At 55.2% G+C, this 19,669-nt stretch carries 16 protein-coding genes and 2 tRNA genes; 4 read left to right on the top strand and 14 right to left on the bottom strand.

What is annotated here, in order from left to right; genetic code table 11:
• Positions 1-96 precede the first annotated feature (96 nt).
• The 7 genes from F8562_RS28020 to nagB form a co-directional block, all read right to left on the bottom strand.
• Positions 97-181 (bottom strand) — tRNA-Leu (locus tag F8562_RS28020).
• Between the two features lie 8 nt (positions 182-189).
• Positions 190-266: transfer RNA gene (locus tag F8562_RS28015), tRNA-Met, on the bottom strand.
• 229 nt (positions 267-495) lie between these two features.
• Positions 496-2,157 (bottom strand): asparagine synthase B, encoded by a 1,662-nt coding sequence (gene asnB, locus F8562_RS28010; RefSeq protein ID WP_014228410.1) that lies wholly within the window; start codon positions 2,155-2,157, stop codon positions 496-498.
• Between the two features lie 278 nt (positions 2,158-2,435).
• Positions 2,436-3,188: an HAD-IIA family hydrolase gene (locus tag F8562_RS28005; protein ID WP_004100215.1), complete on the bottom strand. Its 753-nt coding sequence runs from the start codon at positions 3,186-3,188 to the stop codon at positions 2,436-2,438.
• A 45-nt stretch (positions 3,189-3,233) separates the two neighbouring features.
• Entirely contained in the window at positions 3,234-4,454 is a 1,221-nt protein-coding gene (gene nagC / locus F8562_RS28000) for a DNA-binding transcriptional regulator NagC (protein WP_014228412.1), read from the bottom strand.
• Between the two features lie 8 nt (positions 4,455-4,462).
• Positions 4,463-5,611, bottom strand: coding sequence for an N-acetylglucosamine-6-phosphate deacetylase (gene nagA / locus F8562_RS27995; RefSeq protein WP_014837816.1), 1,149 nt, complete (start codon positions 5,609-5,611; stop codon positions 4,463-4,465).
• 60 nt (positions 5,612-5,671) lie between these two features.
• Positions 5,672-6,472 (bottom strand): glucosamine-6-phosphate deaminase, encoded by an 801-nt coding sequence (gene nagB, locus F8562_RS27990; RefSeq protein WP_004130458.1) that lies wholly within the window; start codon positions 6,470-6,472, stop codon positions 5,672-5,674.
• Positions 6,473-6,784: 312 nt separating this feature from the next.
• Between nagB and nagE the strand changes: the two genes are divergently transcribed.
• From nagE to chiQ, 4 genes are all read left to right on the top strand, one after another.
• Positions 6,785-8,737: a PTS N-acetyl glucosamine transporter subunit IIABC gene (gene nagE / locus F8562_RS27985; protein WP_014228414.1), complete on the top strand. Its 1,953-nt coding sequence runs from the start codon at positions 6,785-6,787 to the stop codon at positions 8,735-8,737.
• A gap of 178 nt (positions 8,738-8,915) precedes the next feature.
• The gene (glnS, locus tag F8562_RS27980; protein ID WP_014228415.1) at positions 8,916-10,583 is read left to right on the top strand and encodes a glutamine--tRNA ligase; all 1,668 of its coding nucleotides are present in this window, start codon (positions 8,916-8,918) and stop codon (positions 10,581-10,583) included.
• A gap of 438 nt (positions 10,584-11,021) precedes the next feature.
• Positions 11,022-12,425, top strand: a complete 1,404-nt coding sequence (gene chiP, locus F8562_RS27970; RefSeq protein WP_004130464.1) for a chitoporin ChiP — start codon at positions 11,022-11,024, stop codon at positions 12,423-12,425.
• 46 nt (positions 12,426-12,471) lie between these two features.
• Positions 12,472-12,804 carry a ChiQ/YbfN family lipoprotein gene (gene chiQ / locus F8562_RS27965; protein WP_004848843.1) on the top strand — a complete coding sequence of 111 codons (333 nt, stop codon included), beginning with the start codon at positions 12,472-12,474 and terminating at the stop codon, positions 12,802-12,804.
• Between the two features lie 52 nt (positions 12,805-12,856).
• Here chiQ and F8562_RS27960 read toward each other — a convergent pair whose 3' ends face one another.
• The 7 genes from F8562_RS27960 to ybfE all read right to left on the bottom strand — a co-directional run bounded on the left by F8562_RS27960 (position 12,857) and on the right by ybfE (position 19,607).
• Positions 12,857-14,152 carry an MFS transporter gene (locus tag F8562_RS27960; protein ID WP_014228416.1) on the bottom strand — a complete coding sequence of 432 codons (1,296 nt, stop codon included), beginning with the start codon at positions 14,150-14,152 and terminating at the stop codon, positions 12,857-12,859.
• Positions 14,153-14,206: 54 nt separating this feature from the next.
• Complete coding sequence (gene tcuB / locus F8562_RS27955) at positions 14,207-15,346, bottom strand: tricarballylate utilization 4Fe-4S protein TcuB (protein ID WP_014837817.1); 1,140 nt, start codon at positions 15,344-15,346, stop codon at positions 14,207-14,209.
• Complete coding sequence (tcuA, locus tag F8562_RS27950; RefSeq protein WP_014837818.1) at positions 15,333-16,736, bottom strand: FAD-dependent tricarballylate dehydrogenase TcuA; 1,404 nt, start codon at positions 16,734-16,736, stop codon at positions 15,333-15,335. The genes tcuB and tcuA overlap by 14 nt, the downstream gene beginning before the upstream one ends.
• A 97-nt stretch (positions 16,737-16,833) precedes the next feature.
• The gene (gene tcuR, locus F8562_RS27945; protein WP_014837819.1) at positions 16,834-17,760 is read right to left on the bottom strand and encodes a tricarballylate utilization LysR family transcriptional regulator TcuR; all 927 of its coding nucleotides are present in this window, start codon (positions 17,758-17,760) and stop codon (positions 16,834-16,836) included.
• A 129-nt stretch (positions 17,761-17,889) separates the two neighbouring features.
• Positions 17,890-18,342 (bottom strand): ferric iron uptake transcriptional regulator, encoded by a 453-nt coding sequence (gene fur / locus F8562_RS27940; protein ID WP_004130476.1) that lies wholly within the window; start codon positions 18,340-18,342, stop codon positions 17,890-17,892.
• A gap of 291 nt (positions 18,343-18,633) precedes the next feature.
• Positions 18,634-19,164, bottom strand: coding sequence for a flavodoxin FldA (fldA, locus tag F8562_RS27935; protein WP_004100234.1), 531 nt, complete (start codon positions 19,162-19,164; stop codon positions 18,634-18,636).
• Between the two features lie 149 nt (positions 19,165-19,313).
• Positions 19,314-19,607 carry a LexA regulated protein gene (gene ybfE, locus F8562_RS27930; RefSeq protein WP_004848855.1) on the bottom strand — a complete coding sequence of 98 codons (294 nt, stop codon included), beginning with the start codon at positions 19,605-19,607 and terminating at the stop codon, positions 19,314-19,316.
• Positions 19,608-19,669 lie beyond the last annotated feature (62 nt).

The following is a 19,669-nucleotide window of genomic DNA, read 5'->3' as shown; positions in this document are numbered from 1 at the left end:
TGGATTCGAACCAGGGAATGCCGGTATCAAAAACCGGTGCCTTACCGCTTGGCGATACCCCAACAAAAATCTTTTACCGCAACGCGAACGAGTAAATGGTGCGGGAGGCGAGACTTGAACTCGCACACCTTGCGGCGCCAGAACCTAAATCTGGTGCGTCTACCAATTTCGCCACTCCCGCAAAAAAGATGGTGGCTACGACGGGATTTGAACCTGTGACCCCATCATTATGAGTGATGTGCTCTAACCAGCTGAGCTACGTAGCCATCTTTTTGCGCGTTACCTTATCGGCGTTGCGGGGCGCATTATGCGTATTGAGCCTTGAAGCGTCAACCCCTTTTTCATCGAAAATGGACTGAACGTAACTGTTTGGTTAGGTTGCGAACAGCGTGGTGCAATAATCGGCAATTATTGGTTATTTATCGTTTTTAACGGCTTAAATAAGGCACAAAACAAAAACGGACCCCGAAGAGTCCGTTTTGAAAGCAGCGTCGGTTAGTAGGCCGACTGGTGTACGCCAACCGCGCGTCCCGACGGATCGTTCATTTTTTTGAAAGATTCGTCCCACTCAATCGCTTTTGCTGAAGAGCATGCGACGGAAGGGCCGCCAGGAACGCATTCGGCCGCGCTCGGTACCGGGAACAGCTCTTCGAAAATCTCACGGTACAGATACGCTTCTTTCGAGGAAGGCGTGTTGTACGGGAAGCGGAAGCCGGCGGTTTCCAGCTGCCGATCGGAAATCTGTTCAGCAGCCACTTCTTTTAAGGTATCGATCCAGCTGTAACCAACGCCATCAGAGAACTGTTCTTTCTGGCGCCAGGCGACGCTCGCCGGCAGGTAAGATTCAAAACATTCACGCAGGACATGTTTTTCCATTTTACCGTTGCCGCACATTTTATCCTGCGGGTTAATACGCATTGCCACGTCGAGGAATTTCTTATCCAGGAACGGGACGCGTGCTTCAACGCCCCACGCGGACATCGCTTTGTTGGCGCGAGCGCAGTCAAACATATGCAGCGCCTGCAGTTTGCGCACGGTCTCTTCGTGCAGCTCTTTGGCGTTGGGCGCTTTATGGAAATAGAGGTAGCCGCCAAATACTTCGTCAGAACCTTCGCCGGACAGTACCATTTTGATGCCCATGGCTTTGATTTTACGCGACATCAGATACATTGGCGTTGACGCGCGAATCGTCGTCACGTCGTAGGTTTCAATGTGATAGATAACATCGCGAATCGCGTCCAGGCCTTCCTGCACCGTAAAGTGGATCTCGTGGTGCACGGTACCCAGATGGTTAGCCACTTCCTGCGCGGCTTTCAGATCGGGGGCGCCCTCCAGGCCGACGGCGAAGGAGTGCAGCTGCGGCCACCAGGCTTCTGATTTTTCCTGATCTTCGACGCGGCGCGCGGCATATTTTTTGGTGATGGCGGAAATCACCGATGAATCCAGGCCGCCGGAGAGCAGTACGCCGTACGGAACATCGGACATCAGGTGGCTTTTTACCGACTCTTCCAGCGCCTGACGCAGTTCGTTTTTGTCCGTGACGTTGTCTTTCACCGCGTCGTAGTCGAACCAGTCGCGCTGGTAGTACTCGCGGATTTCGCCATCTTTGCTCCACAGGTAGCTGCCTGCCGGGAACTCTTTAATCGTGCGGCAAACCGGAACCAGCGCTTTCATTTCAGAGGCAACGTAGAAGTTACCGTGTTCGTCGTGACCCATATACAGCGGGATGATGCCGATGTGGTCGCGACCAATCAGATACGCGTCTTTTTCGCTGTCGTAGAGAGCGAAAGCAAACATCCCCTGCAGATCGTCGAGGAAGTCCGGGCCTTTTTCCTGATACAGCGCGAGGATAACTTCGCAGTCGGAACCGGTCTGGAACGCGTAGCGGTCGCCGTATTCCGCGCGCAGCGCCTGGTGGTTGTAGATTTCACCGTTGACGGCGAGAGCGTGAGTTTTAGCGGCGTTATACAGCGGCTGCGCGCCGGCGTTGACGTCGACGATTGACAGGCGTTCATGCGCCAGGATGGCTTTATCACAGGCATAGACGCCGGACCAGTCCGGACCACGGTGGCGCATCAGTCGGGAAAGCTCCAGTGCCTTTTTACGCAGCTCACCCGCGTCAGTTTTAATATCCAGTACGCCAAAAATCGAACACATAGCCTTCTCCGTTACCCTGTCTTGTTTGATGTTGTGCAGACTTCGTCTTATTGCGAAGCCTCAGTGCATGCTTTAGAAAATGCCGCAAAGGCGCGGAGGGCGCAAGGGGTTTACGGCTGGAAAAGGAAATAATGCAATTGTGATTGTCGAATAGTGAAAAAAGAGTACGTTTTGAGCACTTTTGTTGCTGAATATTTAATGATGGCGCTTTTTTTTTAGATAAAAGTGTTCAGGAGAGGCTTAGAAATAAGAAACCACGTCGCAGGACGTGGTTTTATTTAGAAGATATCGATTTCCGCAACGGAGGGATAAATCCAGGAAGGGCGGAACGGCATGCTGTCGATATCATCGAGCGTGGCAACCCCGGAAAGCACCAGAATGGTTTCCAGACCGGCCTGGAAGCCTGCCAGAATATCCGTTCGCAGGTTATCGCCGACGATTACCGTCTGTTCCGAATGCGCCTGCATTTTATTGAGCGCGGAGCGGATAATCCACGGGCTCGGTTTCCCCACGTAGAACGGCTTACGACCGGAGATTTTTTCTATACCGGCGCACAGCGCCCCGCAGGCCGGGTAGTAGCCGCGACCGTGGGTATCCGGGTTAGTGGCGATAAAGCGCGCGCCGTTGGCGACAAAAAAAGCGGCCTTATGCATCATCTCCCAGTTAAAGGAGCGCGTCTCACCGACGATAACAAAATCCGGATTGACGTCGGTGATGGTAAAGCCGGCTTTGTACAGTTCGTGAATCAGCGCGCCTTCCCCTACCACATAGGCTTTTTTGCCTTCCTGGCGACGCAGAAAATCCGCCGTGGCCATTGCTGAGGTATAAAAGGCGGTATCAGGAACATCGATTCCCGCCGTCGCAAAGCGGTTTGCCAGATCCTGACCGGTTTGAGAAGGGTAGTTGGTCAGCATCACCAGCGGCATCTCTTTCTCAAGTATGCGTTTGATGAATTCAGCGGCGCCCGGCACGGCCACATTGTCGTGCATCAGCACGCCGTCAATATCACAAATTACGTTTTGAATGGTCATGAACTGTCCGACATCGTTGGAGAAAGGCGAAACTATAAAGCGGCTTTAGCTTTCCAGCAAACGCTGGAGCAGAGTCCCGTTGAGCATCGCACGCTTTACCAGGGCAAAAGCGCCAATGGCTGAGCGATGATCGAGCGTGGATCGCACTACCGGCAGGTTTTTGCGAAACGCCTTCAGCGCCTGGGTATTAATACAGCCTTCGATTGCCGGCAGAAGGACTTTTTCCGCTTCCACGATCTCCCCGGCAATCACCACTTTTTGCGGATTAAACAGGTTAATGGCGATAGCGATGGTTTTACCCAGATGGCGGCCAACGTGCTCGATCACCTCACAGGCCAGCGCATCGCCTTTATTCGCGGCTTTGCAGATCGTTTTGATCGAACAGTCATCGAGGGAAATTTTGCTCTGATAACCCTGTTCCAGCAGATGACGAACGCGATGTTCAATAGCGGCATTGGCGGCGACGGTTTCCAGACAGCCGAAGTTACCGCAGTGGCAGCGCTCGCCTAACGGGTCGACCTGGATATGGCCGATTTCCCCGACGTTACCGTTACGGCCAATAAAAATCCGCCCGTTGGAGATGATCCCTGCGCCGGTCCCGCGGTGTACGCGCACCAGAATGGAGTCTTCACAGTCGTGGCTCGCACCAAAGTAGTGCTCCGCCAGCGCGAGGCTACGAATATCGTGGCCGACGTAGCAGGTAACTTTAAAGCGTTTTTCCAGCGCTTCAACCAGCCCCCAGTTTTCCACCTGAATGTGCGGCATATAGCGAATGACGCCGCTTTCCGGATCGACCAACCCCGGCAGGATCACCGAAATGGCGATCAGCTCGCGGATTTTACGCTGACAGCTTTCCATAAAGGCGGCGATGATGTTAAGCAGGGCGTGTTCCAGCGTTTCCTGAGTTCTTTCCGGCAGCGGGTAGTGCTCTTCTTCAAGAGTCTTGCTGCTTAAATCATAGAGGGTCAGGGTGGCGTCGTAGCGGCCAAGGCGTACGCCGATGGCGTGGAAGCCGCGGGTTTCGGCAACAATGGAGATGGCGCGGCGGCCCCCGGTGGAGGCCTGCTGATCGACTTCTTTGATCAGTCCGCGTTCAATAAGCTGACGCGTAATTTTGGTTACGCTGGCAGGGGCAAGCTGGCTTTGTTCCGCAATCTGGATACGCGAGATGGGGCCGTGCTGATCGATGAGCCGATAGACGGCCGCGCTGTTCAGCTGTTTTACGAGATCGACGTTACCAATTTGAGCCTGTCCGCCTGCTGTCATACTTTTACTTACTCAGTGACGACCTCGTTACCATTAACGATGGTCTTGGTGATTTTATAATCACGGGTGAATGCGGTCAGGTTAGCGACCATCCCCGGGGCAATGCTGCCTAACTGTTTGTCTACGCCAATGGCGCGGGAAGGGTAGAGCGTCGCCATACGCAACACTTCATCCAGCGCGATGCCGCAATGCTCAACGAGGTTACGCACCCCTTCAATCATGGTCAATGAAGAGCCGCTGAGGGTACCGTTCTCATCTACGCACAGGCCGTTCCGGTAGTATATTGTTTTACCGGCAAAAATGAACTGCTCAATATTGGCACCCGCCGGCGCCGTCGCGTCGGTAACCAGACACAGCTTGTCGCCTTTCAAGCGTTTAGCGAGGCGCACGTTAGCGAAATCGACGTGCATACCGTCGACGATGATGCCGCAGTAGACATCCGGCTCGTCGAAAATCGCGCCAGCCAGGCCCGGCTCACGGCCGGTAATATACGGCATGGCGTTAAACAGATGGGTAGCAAAGGTAATCCCGGCGCGGAAACCGATTTTCGCTTCTTTAAGCGTCGCGTTGGAGTGACCGGCGGAGACGATGATACCGGCGGCCACCAGTTTGCGGATAACCTCCGGTTCCACCCGTTCCGGCGCAAGCGTGATTTTGGTTATCACGTCCGCGTTTTCGCACAGGAAATCCACCAGCGCGGCATCCGGTTTGCGTACATAGTCCGGGTTGTGGGTACCTTTTTTAACGATATTCAGCCACGGGCCTTCAAGATGCAGCCCCAGCGCCTGGTTAGGATGTTTTTGCAGGTATTCGCGCATCACGCGTACGCCCTGTTTCATCAGGTCGTCGCTGGAGGTGATCAGCGTGGGCAGATAGCTGGTGCAGCCGGAGCGTTCATTGGCCTTCTGCATAATCTCCAGCGTTTCAACGGTGACCGCGTCCGCCGTGTCGTTGAACTGCACGCCGCCGCAGCCGTTAAGCTGGACGTCGATAAAACCGGGAGCAAGGATCGCGCCATCAACCGAGCGCTGTTCGATCCCGGTGAGCAGTTCAGTCTGAGGACAGATACGTTCGATAAGGCCATTGGCGATAACAATCGCATGGTCATCCAGAATTTCGTGACCGGTATAAATCCGGCCTTGGGTTAATGCATACATTACGACCCCCGGTTGTCAAAAATGGTTGTCCCGCGGGGGCAGCCGCGGGACGAGACTACATTACAGACCTTTGATATTTTCGGCTTCTAACTCGTTGAAATATTTCAGTGTCTTAACTTTCAGTTCCATGGTGGACGGCTCATCGCAGACCACCACCGCTTTCGGGTGCAGCTGCAGACAGGTAATGGTCCACATATGGTTTACGTTGCCTTCCACCGCCGCCTGCAGCGCCAGCGCTTTCTGATGACCCAGCACCAGAATCATCACTTCCTCCGCGTCCAGCAGCGTGCCCACGCCAACGGTCAGCGCGTACTTAGGCACCTGGTCAACGTCACCGTCGAAGAAACGGGAATTCGCTACGCGAGTATCATGGGTCAGGGTTTTGATGCGTGTACGTGAAGCCAAAGAAGAGGCTGGTTCGTTAAAAGCGATGTGGCCATCGTTACCCACGCCGCCCATAAACAGGTGGATTTTACCGTAAGAACGAATTTTTTCTTCATAGCGACGGCATTCTGCATCAATATCCGGCGCGTTACCATTCAGCAGGTTAATATTTTCCGCCGGGATATCAACGTGATCAAAGAAGTTGCGATGCATAAAGCTATGATAGCTTTCCGGATGCTCTTTCGGCAGCCCAACGTACTCATCCATGTTGAAGGTGACAACATGCTTAAAGCTAACCTGGCCTGCTTTGTGCATCTCAACCAGGGCTTTATAAGCGGTCAGAGGCGTACCGCCGGTAGGCAGGCCCAGGACAAACGGACGGTCCGCAGTCGGTTTGAACGCATTGATGCGGTTAACGATATGCCGGGCAGCCCATTTACCGACTTGTTCAGCTGTTACCAGGGGGATCAGTCTCATTGTTCACCTCTATAGTTAAATTAGAACCTGGCGGATTGGCGCCAGCATACTATTAAGAGTATCGCAGCAACTGCGCCGAGCGGGGTCAATCCGTGTTGATTTTTTGAATGATAAAATAAGTTTTCGTTGTTAGCCAGTCAAAGGCGGAGGTGAATACGATATTTGGTGACTATTGTCACAAAAAATACCCATTTAATTTGCGAGACGAATTAATTTTTCAGACACTTTGCAGGTAAGTTAAAAATTTAACCAGGTTACACAATAATAAAGTGGCTTTAATGAGCCTTATCGGGGTCTCATAGGGGGAATAAGATGAATATTTTAGGTTTTTTTCAGCGACTCGGTAGGGCGTTACAGCTCCCTATCGCAGTGCTGCCGGTCGCGGCGCTGCTGCTGCGATTCGGTCAACCGGATCTGCTTAACATTTCGTTTATCGCCCAGGCGGGCGGGGCAATCTTTGACAACCTGGCGCTGATTTTCGCTATCGGCGTCGCATCCAGCTGGTCGAAAGACAGCGCCGGTGCCGCAGCGCTGGCGGGGGCGGTAGGTTACTTCGTGTTGACGAAAGCGATGGTCACTATCAACCCGGCCATCAATATGGGCGTCCTGGCGGGTATCATTACCGGTCTGGTTGGCGGTGCCGTCTATAACCGCTGGTCGGGTATCAAACTGCCTGACTTCCTGAGCTTCTTCGGCGGCAAACGCTTTGTACCTATCGCAACCGGCTTCTTCTGCCTGGTGCTGGCAGCCATCTTCGGCTACGTCTGGCCGCCGGTGCAGAACGCCATCCATGCAGGTGGTGAATGGATTGTGGGCGCGGGCGCGCTCGGCTCCGGTATCTTTGGTTTCATCAACCGTCTGCTGATCCCGACGGGTCTGCATCAGGTGCTGAACACCATCGCCTGGTTCCAGATTGGTGAATTCACCAACGCCGCTGGCGCCGTGTTCCACGGTGATATCAACCGCTTCTATGCGGGTGACGGCACCGCGGGGATGTTCATGTCCGGCTTCTTCCCGATCATGATGTTCGGTCTGCCGGGTGCGGCGCTGGCGATGTATTTCGCGGCCCCGAAAGCGCGTCGTCCGATGGTCGGCGGTATGCTGCTGTCGGTTGCTATCACCGCGTTCCTGACCGGTGTGACTGAGCCGCTGGAATTCCTGTTCATGTTCCTGGCGCCGCTGCTGTATCTCCTGCACGCCATCCTGACCGGTATCAGCCTGTTCGTTGCGACGGCGCTGGGTATCCACGCGGGCTTCTCTTTCTCCGCAGGCGCCATCGACTATGTGCTGATGTACAGCCTGCCGGCAGCCAGTAAAAACGTCTGGATGCTGATTGTGATGGGCGTTGTGTTCTTTGTTATCTACTTCCTGTTGTTCAGCGCGGTAATCCGCATGTTCAATCTGAAAACGCCGGGTCGTGAAGATAAAGCGGATGACGTGGTCACTGAAGAGGCCAACAGCAATACCGAAGAAGGTTTAACCCAGCTGGCGACCAACTACATCGCGGCGGTCGGCGGTACGGATAACCTGAAAGCGATTGATGCCTGTATTACCCGTCTGCGTCTGACCGTGGCGGACTCTGCGCTGGTTAACGACGCGGCCTGTAAGCGCCTCGGTGCTTCCGGTGTGGTTAAACTGAACAAGCAGACCATCCAGGTTATCGTGGGTGCGAAAGCCGAATCCGTCGGCGATGAAATGAAGAAAGTAGTTGCCCGTGGCCCGGTTGCCGCGGCGGCTGGAGCGCCTCACAGCGCCCCCGTAGCCGCTCAGGCCGCTAAACCGCAGGCTGTCGCTAACGCGAAAACCGTCGAAGCGCTGGTTTCGCCGATTACCGGCGACATTGTAGCGCTGGAGCAGGTCCCGGATGAAGCGTTCGCCAGCAAAGCCGTCGGCGACGGCGTGGCGGTGAAACCGACTGATAAGATTGTTGTTGCGCCGGCGGCTGGCACCGTGGTGAAGATTTTCAACACCAACCATGCTTTCTGTCTGGAAACTGAAAACGGTGCGGAAATCGTTGTCCATATGGGTATCGATACCGTCGCGCTTAACGGCCAGGGCTTTAAACGTCTGGTGGAAGAGGGCGCGGAAGTGAAAGCGGGTCAGCCGATTCTGGAACTGGATCTTGCGTTCCTGAACGCTAACGCGCGCTCGATGATTAGCCCGGTCGTATGCAGCAATAGCGACGACTACAGCGCGCTGGTTATCCAGGCAACCGGTAAAGTGGTTGCTGGCCAGACGCCGCTGTACGAAATTAAAGGCAAATAAGACTCCTGAGTGGCGTTTATGCCTCAGCGGCGCAGCGAAACCTGCGCCGCTTTTTTTTACCGCAAACACCCCCATAATCTCCTTCCGATCGCTATTTTGCGTAACTAATAGTTGTCTCTACGCCCTGCTTGTAAGATCATGTGCCGTTATACGTTGTTTACGCTTTGAGGAACCCACGATGAGTGAGGCAGAAGCCCGCCCGACTAACTTTATTCGTCAGATCATTGATGAAGATCTGGCTACTGGTAAGCACACCACCGTTCATACCCGTTTTCCACCGGAACCGAACGGCTATCTGCACATTGGCCACGCGAAGTCTATTTGCCTGAACTTTGGTATCGCTCAGGATTACCAGGGCCAATGCAACCTGCGTTTCGATGACACCAACCCGGTGAAGGAAGATATCGAATACGTTGAGTCGATTAAAAACGACGTGCAGTGGTTAGGTTTCCACTGGTCCGGGGATGTTTGCTACTCGTCTGATTATTTCGATCAGCTGCACCAGTATGCGGTTGAACTGATCAATAAAGGTCTGGCCTACGTTGACGAACTGTCAGCGGAAGAGATCCGTGAGTACCGCGGCACGCTGAAAGAGCCGGGTAAAAATAGCCCGTACCGCGATCGCAGCGTGGAAGAGAACCTGGCGCTGTTTGAAAAAATGCGCAGCGGTGGATTTGCCGAAGGTAAAGCCTGCCTGCGCGCGAAAATCGACATGGCCTCTCCGTTTATCGTGATGCGCGATCCGGTGCTGTACCGCATTAAGTTTGCCGACCATCACCAGACCGGAAGCAAGTGGTGCATCTACCCGATGTACGACTTTACCCACTGCATCAGCGATGCGCTGGAAGGGATCACCCACTCGCTGTGTACTCTCGAGTTCCAGGATAACCGCCGCCTGTACGATTGGGTGCTGGATAACATCAGCATCCCCGTGCATCCGCGCCAGTATGAATTCTCGCGCCTCAACCTCGAATACACCGTGATGTCCAAGCGTAAGCTGAATCAGCTGGTGACCGAGAAGCACGTTGAGGGCTGGGATGACCCGCGTATGCCGACTATTTCCGGTCTGCGCCGTCGCGGCTATACCGCTGAATCCATCCGCGAGTTCTGCAAACGCATCGGCGTGACCAAGCAGGACAACACTATCGAAATCGCTTCGCTGGAATCCTGCATCCGTGAAGATCTGAACGAAAACGCCCCGCGCGCGATGGCCGTTATCGACCCGGTTAAGCTGGTTATCGAAAACTATCCGCAGGGCGGCAGCGAAATCGTGACCATGCCGAATCATCCGAATAAACCGGAAATGGGCAGCCGCGAGGTGCCGTTCAGCGGCGAAATCTGGATCGATCGCGCCGACTTCCGCGAGGAAGCGAACAAGCAGTACAAGCGTCTGGTGCTGGGCAAAGAAGTTCGCCTGCGTAACGCTTACGTGATCAAAGCGGAGCGCGTGGAGAAAGATGCGGAAGGCAACATCACCACTATCTTCTGCACCTACGATGCCGATACCCTGAGCAAAGATCCAGCCGACGGCCGCAAGGTGAAGGGCGTGATTCACTGGGTGAGCGCGGCGCACGCGCTGCCGGTAGAAATCCGCCTGTACGATCGCCTGTTCAGCGTACCGAACCCGGGCGCGGCGGAGGACTTCCTCTCGGTGATGAACCCGGAATCGCTGGTGATCAAACAGGGTTTTGCCGAGCCGAGCCTGGCGCAGGCGCAGCCGGAAAAAGCGTATCAGTTCGAGCGCGAAGGGTATTTCTGCCTGGATAGCCGCTATGCAACCGCAACCAATCTGGTGTTTAACCGCACCGTCGGTCTGCGCGACACATGGGCGAAAGTCGGCGCGTAGCTACCCGCCGTTATTGAGAACGCCGCTTACTGCGGCGTTTTTTTTATTCAGAATCAGAGAATTAAATCCTCATATTTTCGCGATGCGAATTAATCTTGTTTACAGATTGTAATAACCGCTTTTATTAACTCTTTCCATCCAGTGCATATAAATATGTAATCGCTTTCATTTCCCCTAATTTTCTCTTTTTTTGCAAGCACTTCACCCGCCAAACGTGTGACATCTACGACTGAAACAAAAAGACATAAATTATGTGCGCTTTGTCATAATCTTCATCTTTGGTCGGCGAAAGAGATTGATAATTCGCGTCACGAAAAATAGTCTATACCCAGTGGTTATGCGAATTTTTACCGCACCACTTTTTAAGCAGTCTTATTTTATTTTTTTGCGTGTTGCCTTTGGTAACTGCACTTTTAAAACGTCAAAGAGGATATGCATATGCGTACGTTTAGTGGCAAACGTAGTACGCTGGCGCTGGCTATTGCTGGTGTCACAGCCCTGTCAGGATTTGCAATGGTGCCGGATGCAAAAGCAGAAGGGTTCATTGATGATTCAACGTTAACCGGCGGCATCTATTACTGGCAGCGTGAGCGCGACCGTAAAGATGTGACCGACGGCGATAAATATAAAACTAACCTGTCGCACTCCACCTGGAACGCCAACCTCGACTTCCAGTCCGGCTATGCCGCCGACATGTTCGGTATTGACGTTGCTGCCTTTACCGCCATCGAAATGGGCGAAAGCAGCGAGAGCGGTCACCCGAACGAAATCGCTTTCTCCTCGCGTAATAAAACCTACGATGAAGACTATTCCGGCGATAAGAGCGGGATCAGCCTGTATAAAGCAGCCGCAAAATTTAAATTTGGCCCGACCTGGGCGCGCGCGGGCTATATTCAACCAACCGGCCAGACGTTGCTGGCGCCGCACTGGAGCTTTATGCCGGGTACCTATCAGGGGGCTGAAGCCGGTGCGAACTTTGACTACGGCGATGCGGGCGCGCTGAGTTTCTCCTATATGTGGACGAACGAATATAAAGCGCCGTGGCACATTGAGATGGATGAGTTCTACCAGAACGACAAGAAAACCAAGGTGGATTACCTTCACTCTCTCGGCGCCAAATATGATTTTAAAAACGACCTTGTGCTGGAAGCGGCGTTTGGTCAGGCACAGGGTTACATCGACCAGTATTTTGCCAAGGCCAGCTATAAGTTTGATGTTGCAGGCACGCCGTTAACCACCAGCTATCAGTTCTACGGCACCCGCGATAAGGTCAGCAACGGCGGGGTTAACGATATCTATGACGGCACCGCGTGGCTGCAGGCATTGACCTTTGGCTATAAGGTTGCCGACGTTCTGGACCTGCGTCTGGAAGGAACCTGGGTTAAAGCTGATGGTCAGCAGGGCTACTTCCTGCAGCGTATGACGCCAACTTACGCATCGTCTAACGGGCGACTGGATATCTGGTGGGATAACCGTTCGGACTTCAACGCCAACGGTGAAAAAGCGGTGTTCTTCGGCGCGATGTATGACATGAAGAACTGGAACATGCCGGGCTGGGCCTTCGGCGCTTCCTACGTTTATGCCTGGGATGCGAAGCCGGGGAGAATGTCCTCGCCTGATGCGTACTACAACCCGGATAAACGCCTGGAAGAGTCCGCCTATAGCCTGGATGCCATGTACACCGTTCAGGAAGGACGCGCTAAGGGCACGCTGTTCAAACTCCACTTTACGCAATACGACAACCACTCCGATATCCCAAGCTGGAGCGGCGGTTACGGCAACATCTTCCAGGATGAGCGCGACGTGAAGTTCATGGTTATCGCTCCGTTCACCATTTTCTGATGCCACTGCGGCGGGGGAAACCCGCCGCAATTTCCCGAGGTTCATGATGAAAAAGTTAATACTTGTCGCCATTATGGCAGCAGGTCTGGTTGCCTGTACCCAGTCGCCAGCGCCTAAGGAAGACTCAAAGTTAAAAGATGCCTACAGCGCCTGCATTAATACCGCAGAGGGCAATCCGGATAAAGTTGAAGCCTGTCAGAGCGTACTGAACGTGCTGAAGCAGGAGAAACAGCATCAGCAGTTCGCGACCCAGGAAAGCGTGCGGGTGCTGGATTATCAGCAGTGCATCCAGGCGCGCAAAACCGGGAACGATCAGGCTGTAGAGGCGCGCTGCGACCAGATCTGGAAAGAGATCCACAGCAACAATACGCCGCGTTAAGCCAGACGGCGGCAAGCAAACGGGTGGAGCGTCAACTCCGCCCGTTGCTATTTTAGCGGGGTATTTCTGCCGGCTGGTAGCCGCGGCCCAGGCGTACGAAGAGCATCGCGGTAGCGGCCAGGCCGCATAGCGCGGCGCACATCAGCCACCAGCCCGGCGAGCTTTTATCGCCCGTTATCTCGACCAGCGCGGTGGAAATGGCCGGCGTCAGGCCGCCGAAGATCGCGGTGGCGAGGCTAAAGGCCAGTGAAAAACCCACGGTGCGGACGTAGACCGGCATCACTTCCGTCAGGGCGGCCACCATCGCGCCGTTATACATACCAAAGAAGAACGAGAACCAGAGCAGGACCAGCGTCATGCGGGTGAAATCCGGCGCGGCGGTGAGCCAGTGCATGACCGGCCAGGTAGTGAGCAGCGCCAGCAGGGTTATGCCCATCAGCACCGGCCGACGGCCTATTCTGTCAGAAATTGCGCCGCCAATCGGTAACCAGATAAAGTTAGAGATGCCGACCAGCATGGTCACCAGCAGACTGTCGCGGGCGCTCAGATGCAGAACGGCTCTACCGTAGGTCGGCGTATAGACGGTAATAAAATAAAAGGTGGTGGTAGTCATCGCCACCAGCAAGGTCCCCGCCGTGATGATGCGCCAGTTTTTGGCAATCGTGCTCAGGATCTCCCGCGTGTCAGGGCGATGCTTGCGCTGCAGAAAGGCTTCGGTTTCCTGCAACGAACGCCGCAGCACAAAAATCAGCGGAATAATCATACAGCCAATAAAGAAGGGAATACGCCAGCCCCATTCGGCAATCTCATCGTGGCCGAGCGTTTCATTCAGCGCGTAACCAATCAGCGCCGCGAAGACGATAGCCACCTGCTGGCTGGCGGATTGCCAGCTGGTATAGAACCCTTTTTTCCCCGGCGTGGCGATTTCCGACAGATAGACCGACACGCCGCCGAGCTCGACGCCCGCCGAGAATCCCTGCAGCAGGCGACCCACTAATACCAGAACGGGGGCGAGAATGCCGATGGTTTGATAGCCGGGAACCAGCGCTATCAGCAGCGTCCCGCAGCCCATAATCGCCAGCGTCACCATCAGCCCTTTACGCCGTCCGATCCTGTCAATATAGGCCCCCAGCACTATCGCGCCGATGGGGCGCATCAGGAAGCCCGAACCAAACACGGCGAAGGTCAGCATTAACGCCGCAAACTCGCTCTCCGCCGGAAAGAACGTTCTGGCGATATAGGTGGCGTAAAAGCCAAACAGAAAAAAGTCGAATTGTTCGAGAAAATTACCGCTGGTCACGCGGAGAATGGCGCCAAAGGTACCGGCGCGCGATGAGGGTTGCGTCATAGGGGTTGCTCTCCATTGTCTTTATCTTGTTTTTATAGAGGTAAGATGAGCGGACTAGTCGCCTGCGACTGCCGCCTGTTTTCCGCGCCGTTTCTCAATCGCCCACTTGAGTAACGCCGCACAGCGATAAAATCCGTGGGCGAATTTTCCGTATGGCAGGGTCAAAAACAGCGCCATGACCACGCCGAGGTGAATGGCAAGCAGAATGCCCATCCACGAGGTGTCTCGTCCCGCCAGCAGGGCGAGGCCGGTGAAGCTGGTCAGCAGCAGCAGCAGAATAAAGCCGCGATCCATGGGTTTTTGCCGCGGGTCGCCGTGCAGCGGCGAGCGGCGCAGGTTCAGCCATAGCAAACCCGCCGGGCCCACCAGCAGGCCGATGCCGCCGAGCGTGCCCAGCACAACCGGTACGCTGAAGAACGGGTAGGGGGCCTCCCAGCCGGCGATATAGTGATAACCCGTGGCTACCACTGTGGCGGCGAAACAGAGCAGAAACCCGTAGAAGGTAAAGTGATGGAAACGGCGGCGCAGCAGGGTAAACGCGTCATCGGCCTCGTTGCAGCCCTTACCGTGCCCGCCGTCGAGATACTTCAGCGTGAGCGCATTATGCGAGGCTTTAGCGATGTCGATGGCCTGAGGCTGACCCGGCGAGATCTCGCGCCAGAAGCGGATCACCCCGGCCATCAGTAACCCCATGGCCAGTATGAAGACCGTGCCAAACATCCACGCCAGCAGGTTATGGGGAAAAATCTGGTAGAAATCGCCGGCCAGCGGTGGATGAAGCAGGGAGCCTTTGAGCCCCATCGCCAGCAGCAGAAAGAGGATCAGCCCGCCGACCAGCGCCAGTACCGTGGTTACGCCGGCCCGACGATACAGGCTGCCGAAAGCCGCGGGCTGAGCATAGTGTTGATAGGTCTCCAGGCGCACTTCCGCCATCGCCTTCGGGACATTAATGGCAAACTCGTGCGGAGGCGCGTACTGGCAGGCATGCAGGCAGGCGCCGCAGTTATGGCACAGGTTGGCCAGGTAGTTTATATCCGCTTTGCCAAAAGCCAGGCGCTGGGTCATGGCCGGAAACACGGCGCAAAACCCTTCGCAATAGCGACAGGCATTACAGACCTGCATCACCCGTTCAACTTCCGCTTCCGACTCGGTGATGATTTGCGCGTCAATGATCAGCTTTTCAAGCGATTTCAAGGTGTGTCTCCTGCTGTGCCGCGCGGGCGGCCTGCTGGCCGGCAATGCGGCCGAACGTCGTACCGATGGACATGCCCACGCCGGCGGTATACCCCTTGCCCAGCACGTTGCCGGCCATCATTTCGCCGGCGACGAACAGGTTGCGGCTCGGCTTGCCCGCAAAATGGACGGCGGCGCGTTCATTAACGTACAGCCCAAGGTAGGTAAAGGTGATCCCCGGCCGTAGGGCATAGCCGTAGTAGGGCGGGGTATCGATGGGCCGCGCCCAGTGGGTTTTCGGCGGCGTCAGGCCGGATGTCGCGCAGTTATCAAGGCGGGTATGATCGAACTGGCCCGGCGTACAGGCGGCATTGTAGCGGGCGATGGTTTGCGCCAGGCGTTCCGCGTCCAGCCCCAGCTGGCGAGCCAGCTCTTCAATGGTATTGGCCTGGGCGCCGGGGAAAACGGGCGGCATAAAGTGGCCGATCGCTTTGCTGTCGATGATCGAGTAGCCGATTTGCCCCGGCTGGTGGGCGACCAGCCTGCCCCAGATGGCATAGCGTTTGGGCCAGAAATCTTCCCCTTCATCATAAAAGCGCCCGGCGTCGCGGTTGACGACCACCCCCAGCGACACGCAGTCCACGCGCGTGCAGATCCCGCCATCGTAGAGCGGCGCCCGGGCGTCAATGGCGACGCAGTGGGATTGCGAAGGATCGCCGATGATGTCAGCCCCGGCGTCAATCATAAACTTGAGCAGCACGCCCTGATTGAAACGAGTGCCGCGAATGAGAAAATTATCGGCTGGCCATTCACCGCGCTCGTTCTGTCCCCATGCTTCACGCAGCCACTCGCGGTTAGATTCAAATCCGCCGGCGGCGAGGACGCAGGTTTTGGCGACGATCCTCTCTTCGCCCGCCAGCGCGGCGACGAATTCGCCGTTATCTAATTCGAGCGCCTGTACCGGCGTGTTGTAGCGGATCTTTACGCCCATCTGCTCCGCGCTACGGTAATAGGAATTTATAAGAGCTTTGCCGCCGCCCATAAAAAAGGCGTTGGTGCGGGCCACGTGCAGGGCTCCGGAGAGCGGCGGCTGAAAGTTAACCCCGTGCTGGCGCATCCAGTCCCGGCACTGCGATGAGGTGCGGATCACCAGGCGCGCCAGCGCTTCGTTGGTGTTGCCCTCGGTGACGCGCAGCAGGTCCTGCCAGTACTCTTCTTCCGGATAGCTGTCGACCAAAACATCCTGCGGAGCATCGTGCATACAGCGAAGATTCCGCGTGTGCTGAGAGTTGCCGCCTCGCCATTCCCGCGGCGCGGCCTCCAGCAGCAGCACGGACGCGCCAGTTTCCCGGGCGGTTAAGGCGGCGCATAGCGCGGCATTGCCGCCGCCAATGACCAGTACATCCACCATTTATGGCTCCATTACGCTTTGCTTGATTGTTAAATTTGTAATGGAAATGTATGCGTTACGGTTGGCTGGACGCTATGGCGTATTGCTAAAGGGGGGTTTAGTCTGCGTAAAGGCTGGCGCCGGGCCAGCGACCTGACTCAACCAGCTGACGCATGACTTTCGCCAGTATTACGCGGGCCGCAAGGCCTGCCGGAGTCAGTTCATCATCGGAAAGGCTGACGAGAAAATTAGGTCGACTAAGTATCGGATTGTCGACGCCGATCACTCTCAGGGACTCGCTGTCGAGATGGGAAATTGCCGCCCCCGGCTGCAAAGTGGCGCCGAGCCCGTCGCGGACGGCGCGCATCAGCAGGGCCAGGCCGTCGATTTCAGCCACCACATCGACGCTCAGGGCATGCTCCTGGCAGATCGCCTCCAGCCTGCCGCGCAGTCCATGCCCCAGGCTTGGCATAATCAGCGGGATAGCGGCCAGCTGGCCAGGCGAGATACTCGCTTCGGGAAGGGGGGACAGGACGTCATGGGTGCCAATCAGAAACAGACGCTCTTCAAGGATGGGCCTGGCGCTCCAGCGCACAAGCTTCTCCTTCTGGAACACGATAGCTAAGTCAAGCTGGCGGGTGTTGATCATGCGTTCCAGGTTACCGGAGAGGCTCTCGACCAAATGCAGGCGGACGTCGGCATAGTTTTCGCGCATCGCGTGAATAAAAGGCACCCCGAGAACGGAGGCGGTGCTGGGGGCCATACCGACGCTGACGTGGCCGGAAAGGCGCGCCTCGCGCGCGGCGAGAACCGCATCATCGGCGTGACGCAGCGCGAGCTGCGCCTGGGAGTAGAAGGCGAGGCCGGCGCTGGTCGGCATGACGCCGCGAGACGTCCGCTGCAGCAGGCGAATGGCGAGTTCGTTCTCCAGGCGCGCCATCTGTTGGCTAAGCGCGGAGACGCCGATATCCAGGTCAAGCGCGGCGCGGCCCATACTGCCGGTTTCAATAATGCGCACAAAATAGCGTAGCTGGCGAAGCTCCATGTCGACTCTCCGTACACGTCAGGATGCACTGACAGTAAACGTATTGCAGCGCGAGAGAAAGAGGCGGCAGATTCCGGGCAAAAAAAAGCCAACCTTCAGGTTGGCTTTTGGCGGTATACGATGCGGTGATTATTTCTCTGCCGCGTCGTGGGCATGTTCATCTTCGCGGCAGTCGCCTTCTGCGCAGTGGCCGTACAGGTACAGGCTGTGGTTAGTCAGGCGAATACCGTGCCTTGCGGCAATTTCACGCTGGCGCGCTTCAATGGAATCATCGCTAAATTCGATCACTTTTCCGCAGTCGAGGCAAATCAGGTGATCGTGATGATGCTGCTGCGTCAGTTCAAAAACGGATTTACCGCCTTCGAAATTATGACGGGTGACGATGCCGGCGTCGTCGAACTGGTTCAGTACGCGGTAGACGGTGGCCAGGCCAATCTCTTCACCCATATCAATCAGGCGTTTGTATAAGTCTTCCGCACTGACATGATGGTTATCCGGTCCTTGCAGCACTTCCAGGATTTTTAATCTCGGAAGCGTCACTTTCAGGCCAGCTTTCTTTAATGCGGTATTGTTGTCAGTCATGCGGAATCTGTCCTGTTGCTAAACGATCTACTTCCTTCAGCGGAAGTAATACAGAGAATCACCCGATGTAATGCGTCTCATTATAGAACTGCCATGGTGAAATGAAAACTGCAAGCATCGGGCCTTGTATGCTGTCAAAAACGAGGCACTCGCTACAAAGTGCTTCACGCGACCCCGTTAAATCAGAGGACATTGTACAGATATGTGATTAAAAGTTAAAAACTTGTAGCTATAACTTTGATTGCTTTTATCTATTAATTCGGCGAAACCTGATGATTACGCCGTTCAGACTCAGGCATTCTTGATTTCTTCGAGGTGCAGCTCTTCAGAAATCTGTTTTACCCATTTTTCCACGCGTTCGTTAGTCAGCTCAGGCTGACGGTCTTCGTCAATGGCCAGGCCAACAAAGTGATCGTCATCGGCCAGGCCTTTAGAGGCTTCAAAATGGTAGCCGGCGGTCGGCCAATGACCAACGATAGTTGCGCCGCGCGGTTCGATGATATCGCGAATGGTCCCCAGCGCATCACAGAAGTATTCAGCATAGTCTTCCTGATCGCCACAGCCAAACAGAGCCACCAGTTTGCCATTGAAATCGATCTCTTCCAGCGTCGGGAAGAAATCGTCCCAGTCGCACTGGGCTTCGCCGTAGTACCAGGTGGGAATGCCGAGCAGCAGGATATCGTGAGCTTCCAGATCCTCTTTGCTGCTTTTGGCAATGTCGTGAACATCAGCAACGTCTTTACCAAGCTGCTTTTGGATCATTTTTGCAATATTTTCGGTGTTGCCGGTGTCGCTGCCAAAAAAGATGCCGATGATTGCCATGAGTAAAATAACCTCTTGAAACTTAATGATGTGGTAGTGGCGTAATGCCCGCAGATAGGGGCAATGATAGCAGAACTGAGAAGGGCGCGGAAACAGCAATCACGCCCAACTGCACACTCTGCTACACGAAAGCTTATTTTTTGAGGGTTTTAGGCTTTATCCTGGCCGCGCAGGGCTGCCAGCTGGTTCATCAGCATCTCTTCGATGAGATCGCTGCGGTTCATGTTACGGGCTTCGGCCAGCTCATTAAGCGCATCGACAGCATCGGCATTGAGCTTTAGCTCCACGCGCTTCAGACCGCGACTCTTATCGCGTTTAAGCTGATTGCGTTTGTTGATGCGCAGCTGTTCATCGCGCGAAAGCGGATTCGTTTTCGGTCTACCCGGCCGACGCTCAGTTGCGAACAAATCTAATGTCGTACGGTCCGTTTGTTCTTTTGCCATGATTCAGAGTGACTTCGGGGGAAACAAGCTATCGGGCATAGCCGACGCAGACAGCGCGCCAT

The organism is Klebsiella sp. RCJ4, from assembly GCF_009025755.1.
In the GTDB taxonomy this organism is placed as follows: Bacteria; Pseudomonadota; Gammaproteobacteria; order Enterobacterales; family Enterobacteriaceae; genus Klebsiella; species Klebsiella michiganensis.
Note: the sequence above shows the minus strand (reverse complement) of the source record. Positions and strands in the feature narration are given on the sequence as shown.

What these genes read in the sequence shown, in the direction of transcription:
- asnB (WP_014228410.1), bottom strand. Translation starts at nt 2,157, where the DNA reads ATGTGTTCGATTTTTGGCGTACTGGATATTAAAACTGACGCGGGTGAG.
- F8562_RS28005 (WP_004100215.1), bottom strand. Translation starts at nt 3,188, where the DNA reads ATGACCATTCAAAACGTAATTTGTGATATTGACGGCGTGCTGATGCAC.
- nagC (WP_014228412.1), bottom strand. Translation starts at nt 4,454, where the DNA reads ATGACAGCAGGCGGACAGGCTCAAATTGGTAACGTCGATCTCGTAAAA.
- nagA (WP_014837816.1), bottom strand. Translation starts at nt 5,611, where the DNA reads ATGTATGCATTAACCCAAGGCCGGATTTATACCGGTCACGAAATTCTG.
- nagB (WP_004130458.1), bottom strand. Translation starts at nt 6,472, where the DNA reads ATGAGACTGATCCCCCTGGTAACAGCTGAACAAGTCGGTAAATGGGCT.
- nagE (WP_014228414.1), top strand. Translation starts at nt 6,785, where the DNA reads ATGAATATTTTAGGTTTTTTTCAGCGACTCGGTAGGGCGTTACAGCTC.
- glnS (WP_014228415.1), top strand. Translation starts at nt 8,916, where the DNA reads ATGAGTGAGGCAGAAGCCCGCCCGACTAACTTTATTCGTCAGATCATT.
- chiP (WP_004130464.1), top strand. Translation starts at nt 11,022, where the DNA reads ATGCGTACGTTTAGTGGCAAACGTAGTACGCTGGCGCTGGCTATTGCT.
- chiQ (WP_004848843.1), top strand. Translation starts at nt 12,472, where the DNA reads ATGAAAAAGTTAATACTTGTCGCCATTATGGCAGCAGGTCTGGTTGCC.
- F8562_RS27960 (WP_014228416.1), bottom strand. Translation starts at nt 14,152, where the DNA reads ATGACGCAACCCTCATCGCGCGCCGGTACCTTTGGCGCCATTCTCCGC.
- tcuA (WP_014837818.1), bottom strand. Translation starts at nt 16,736, where the DNA reads ATGGTGGATGTACTGGTCATTGGCGGCGGCAATGCCGCGCTATGCGCC.
- tcuR (WP_014837819.1), bottom strand. Translation starts at nt 17,760, where the DNA reads ATGGAGCTTCGCCAGCTACGCTATTTTGTGCGCATTATTGAAACCGGC.
- fur (WP_004130476.1), bottom strand. Translation starts at nt 18,342, where the DNA reads ATGACTGACAACAATACCGCATTAAAGAAAGCTGGCCTGAAAGTGACG.
- fldA (WP_004100234.1), bottom strand. Translation starts at nt 19,164, where the DNA reads ATGGCAATCATCGGCATCTTTTTTGGCAGCGACACCGGCAACACCGAA.
- ybfE (WP_004848855.1), bottom strand. Translation starts at nt 19,607, where the DNA reads ATGGCAAAAGAACAAACGGACCGTACGACATTAGATTTGTTCGCAACT.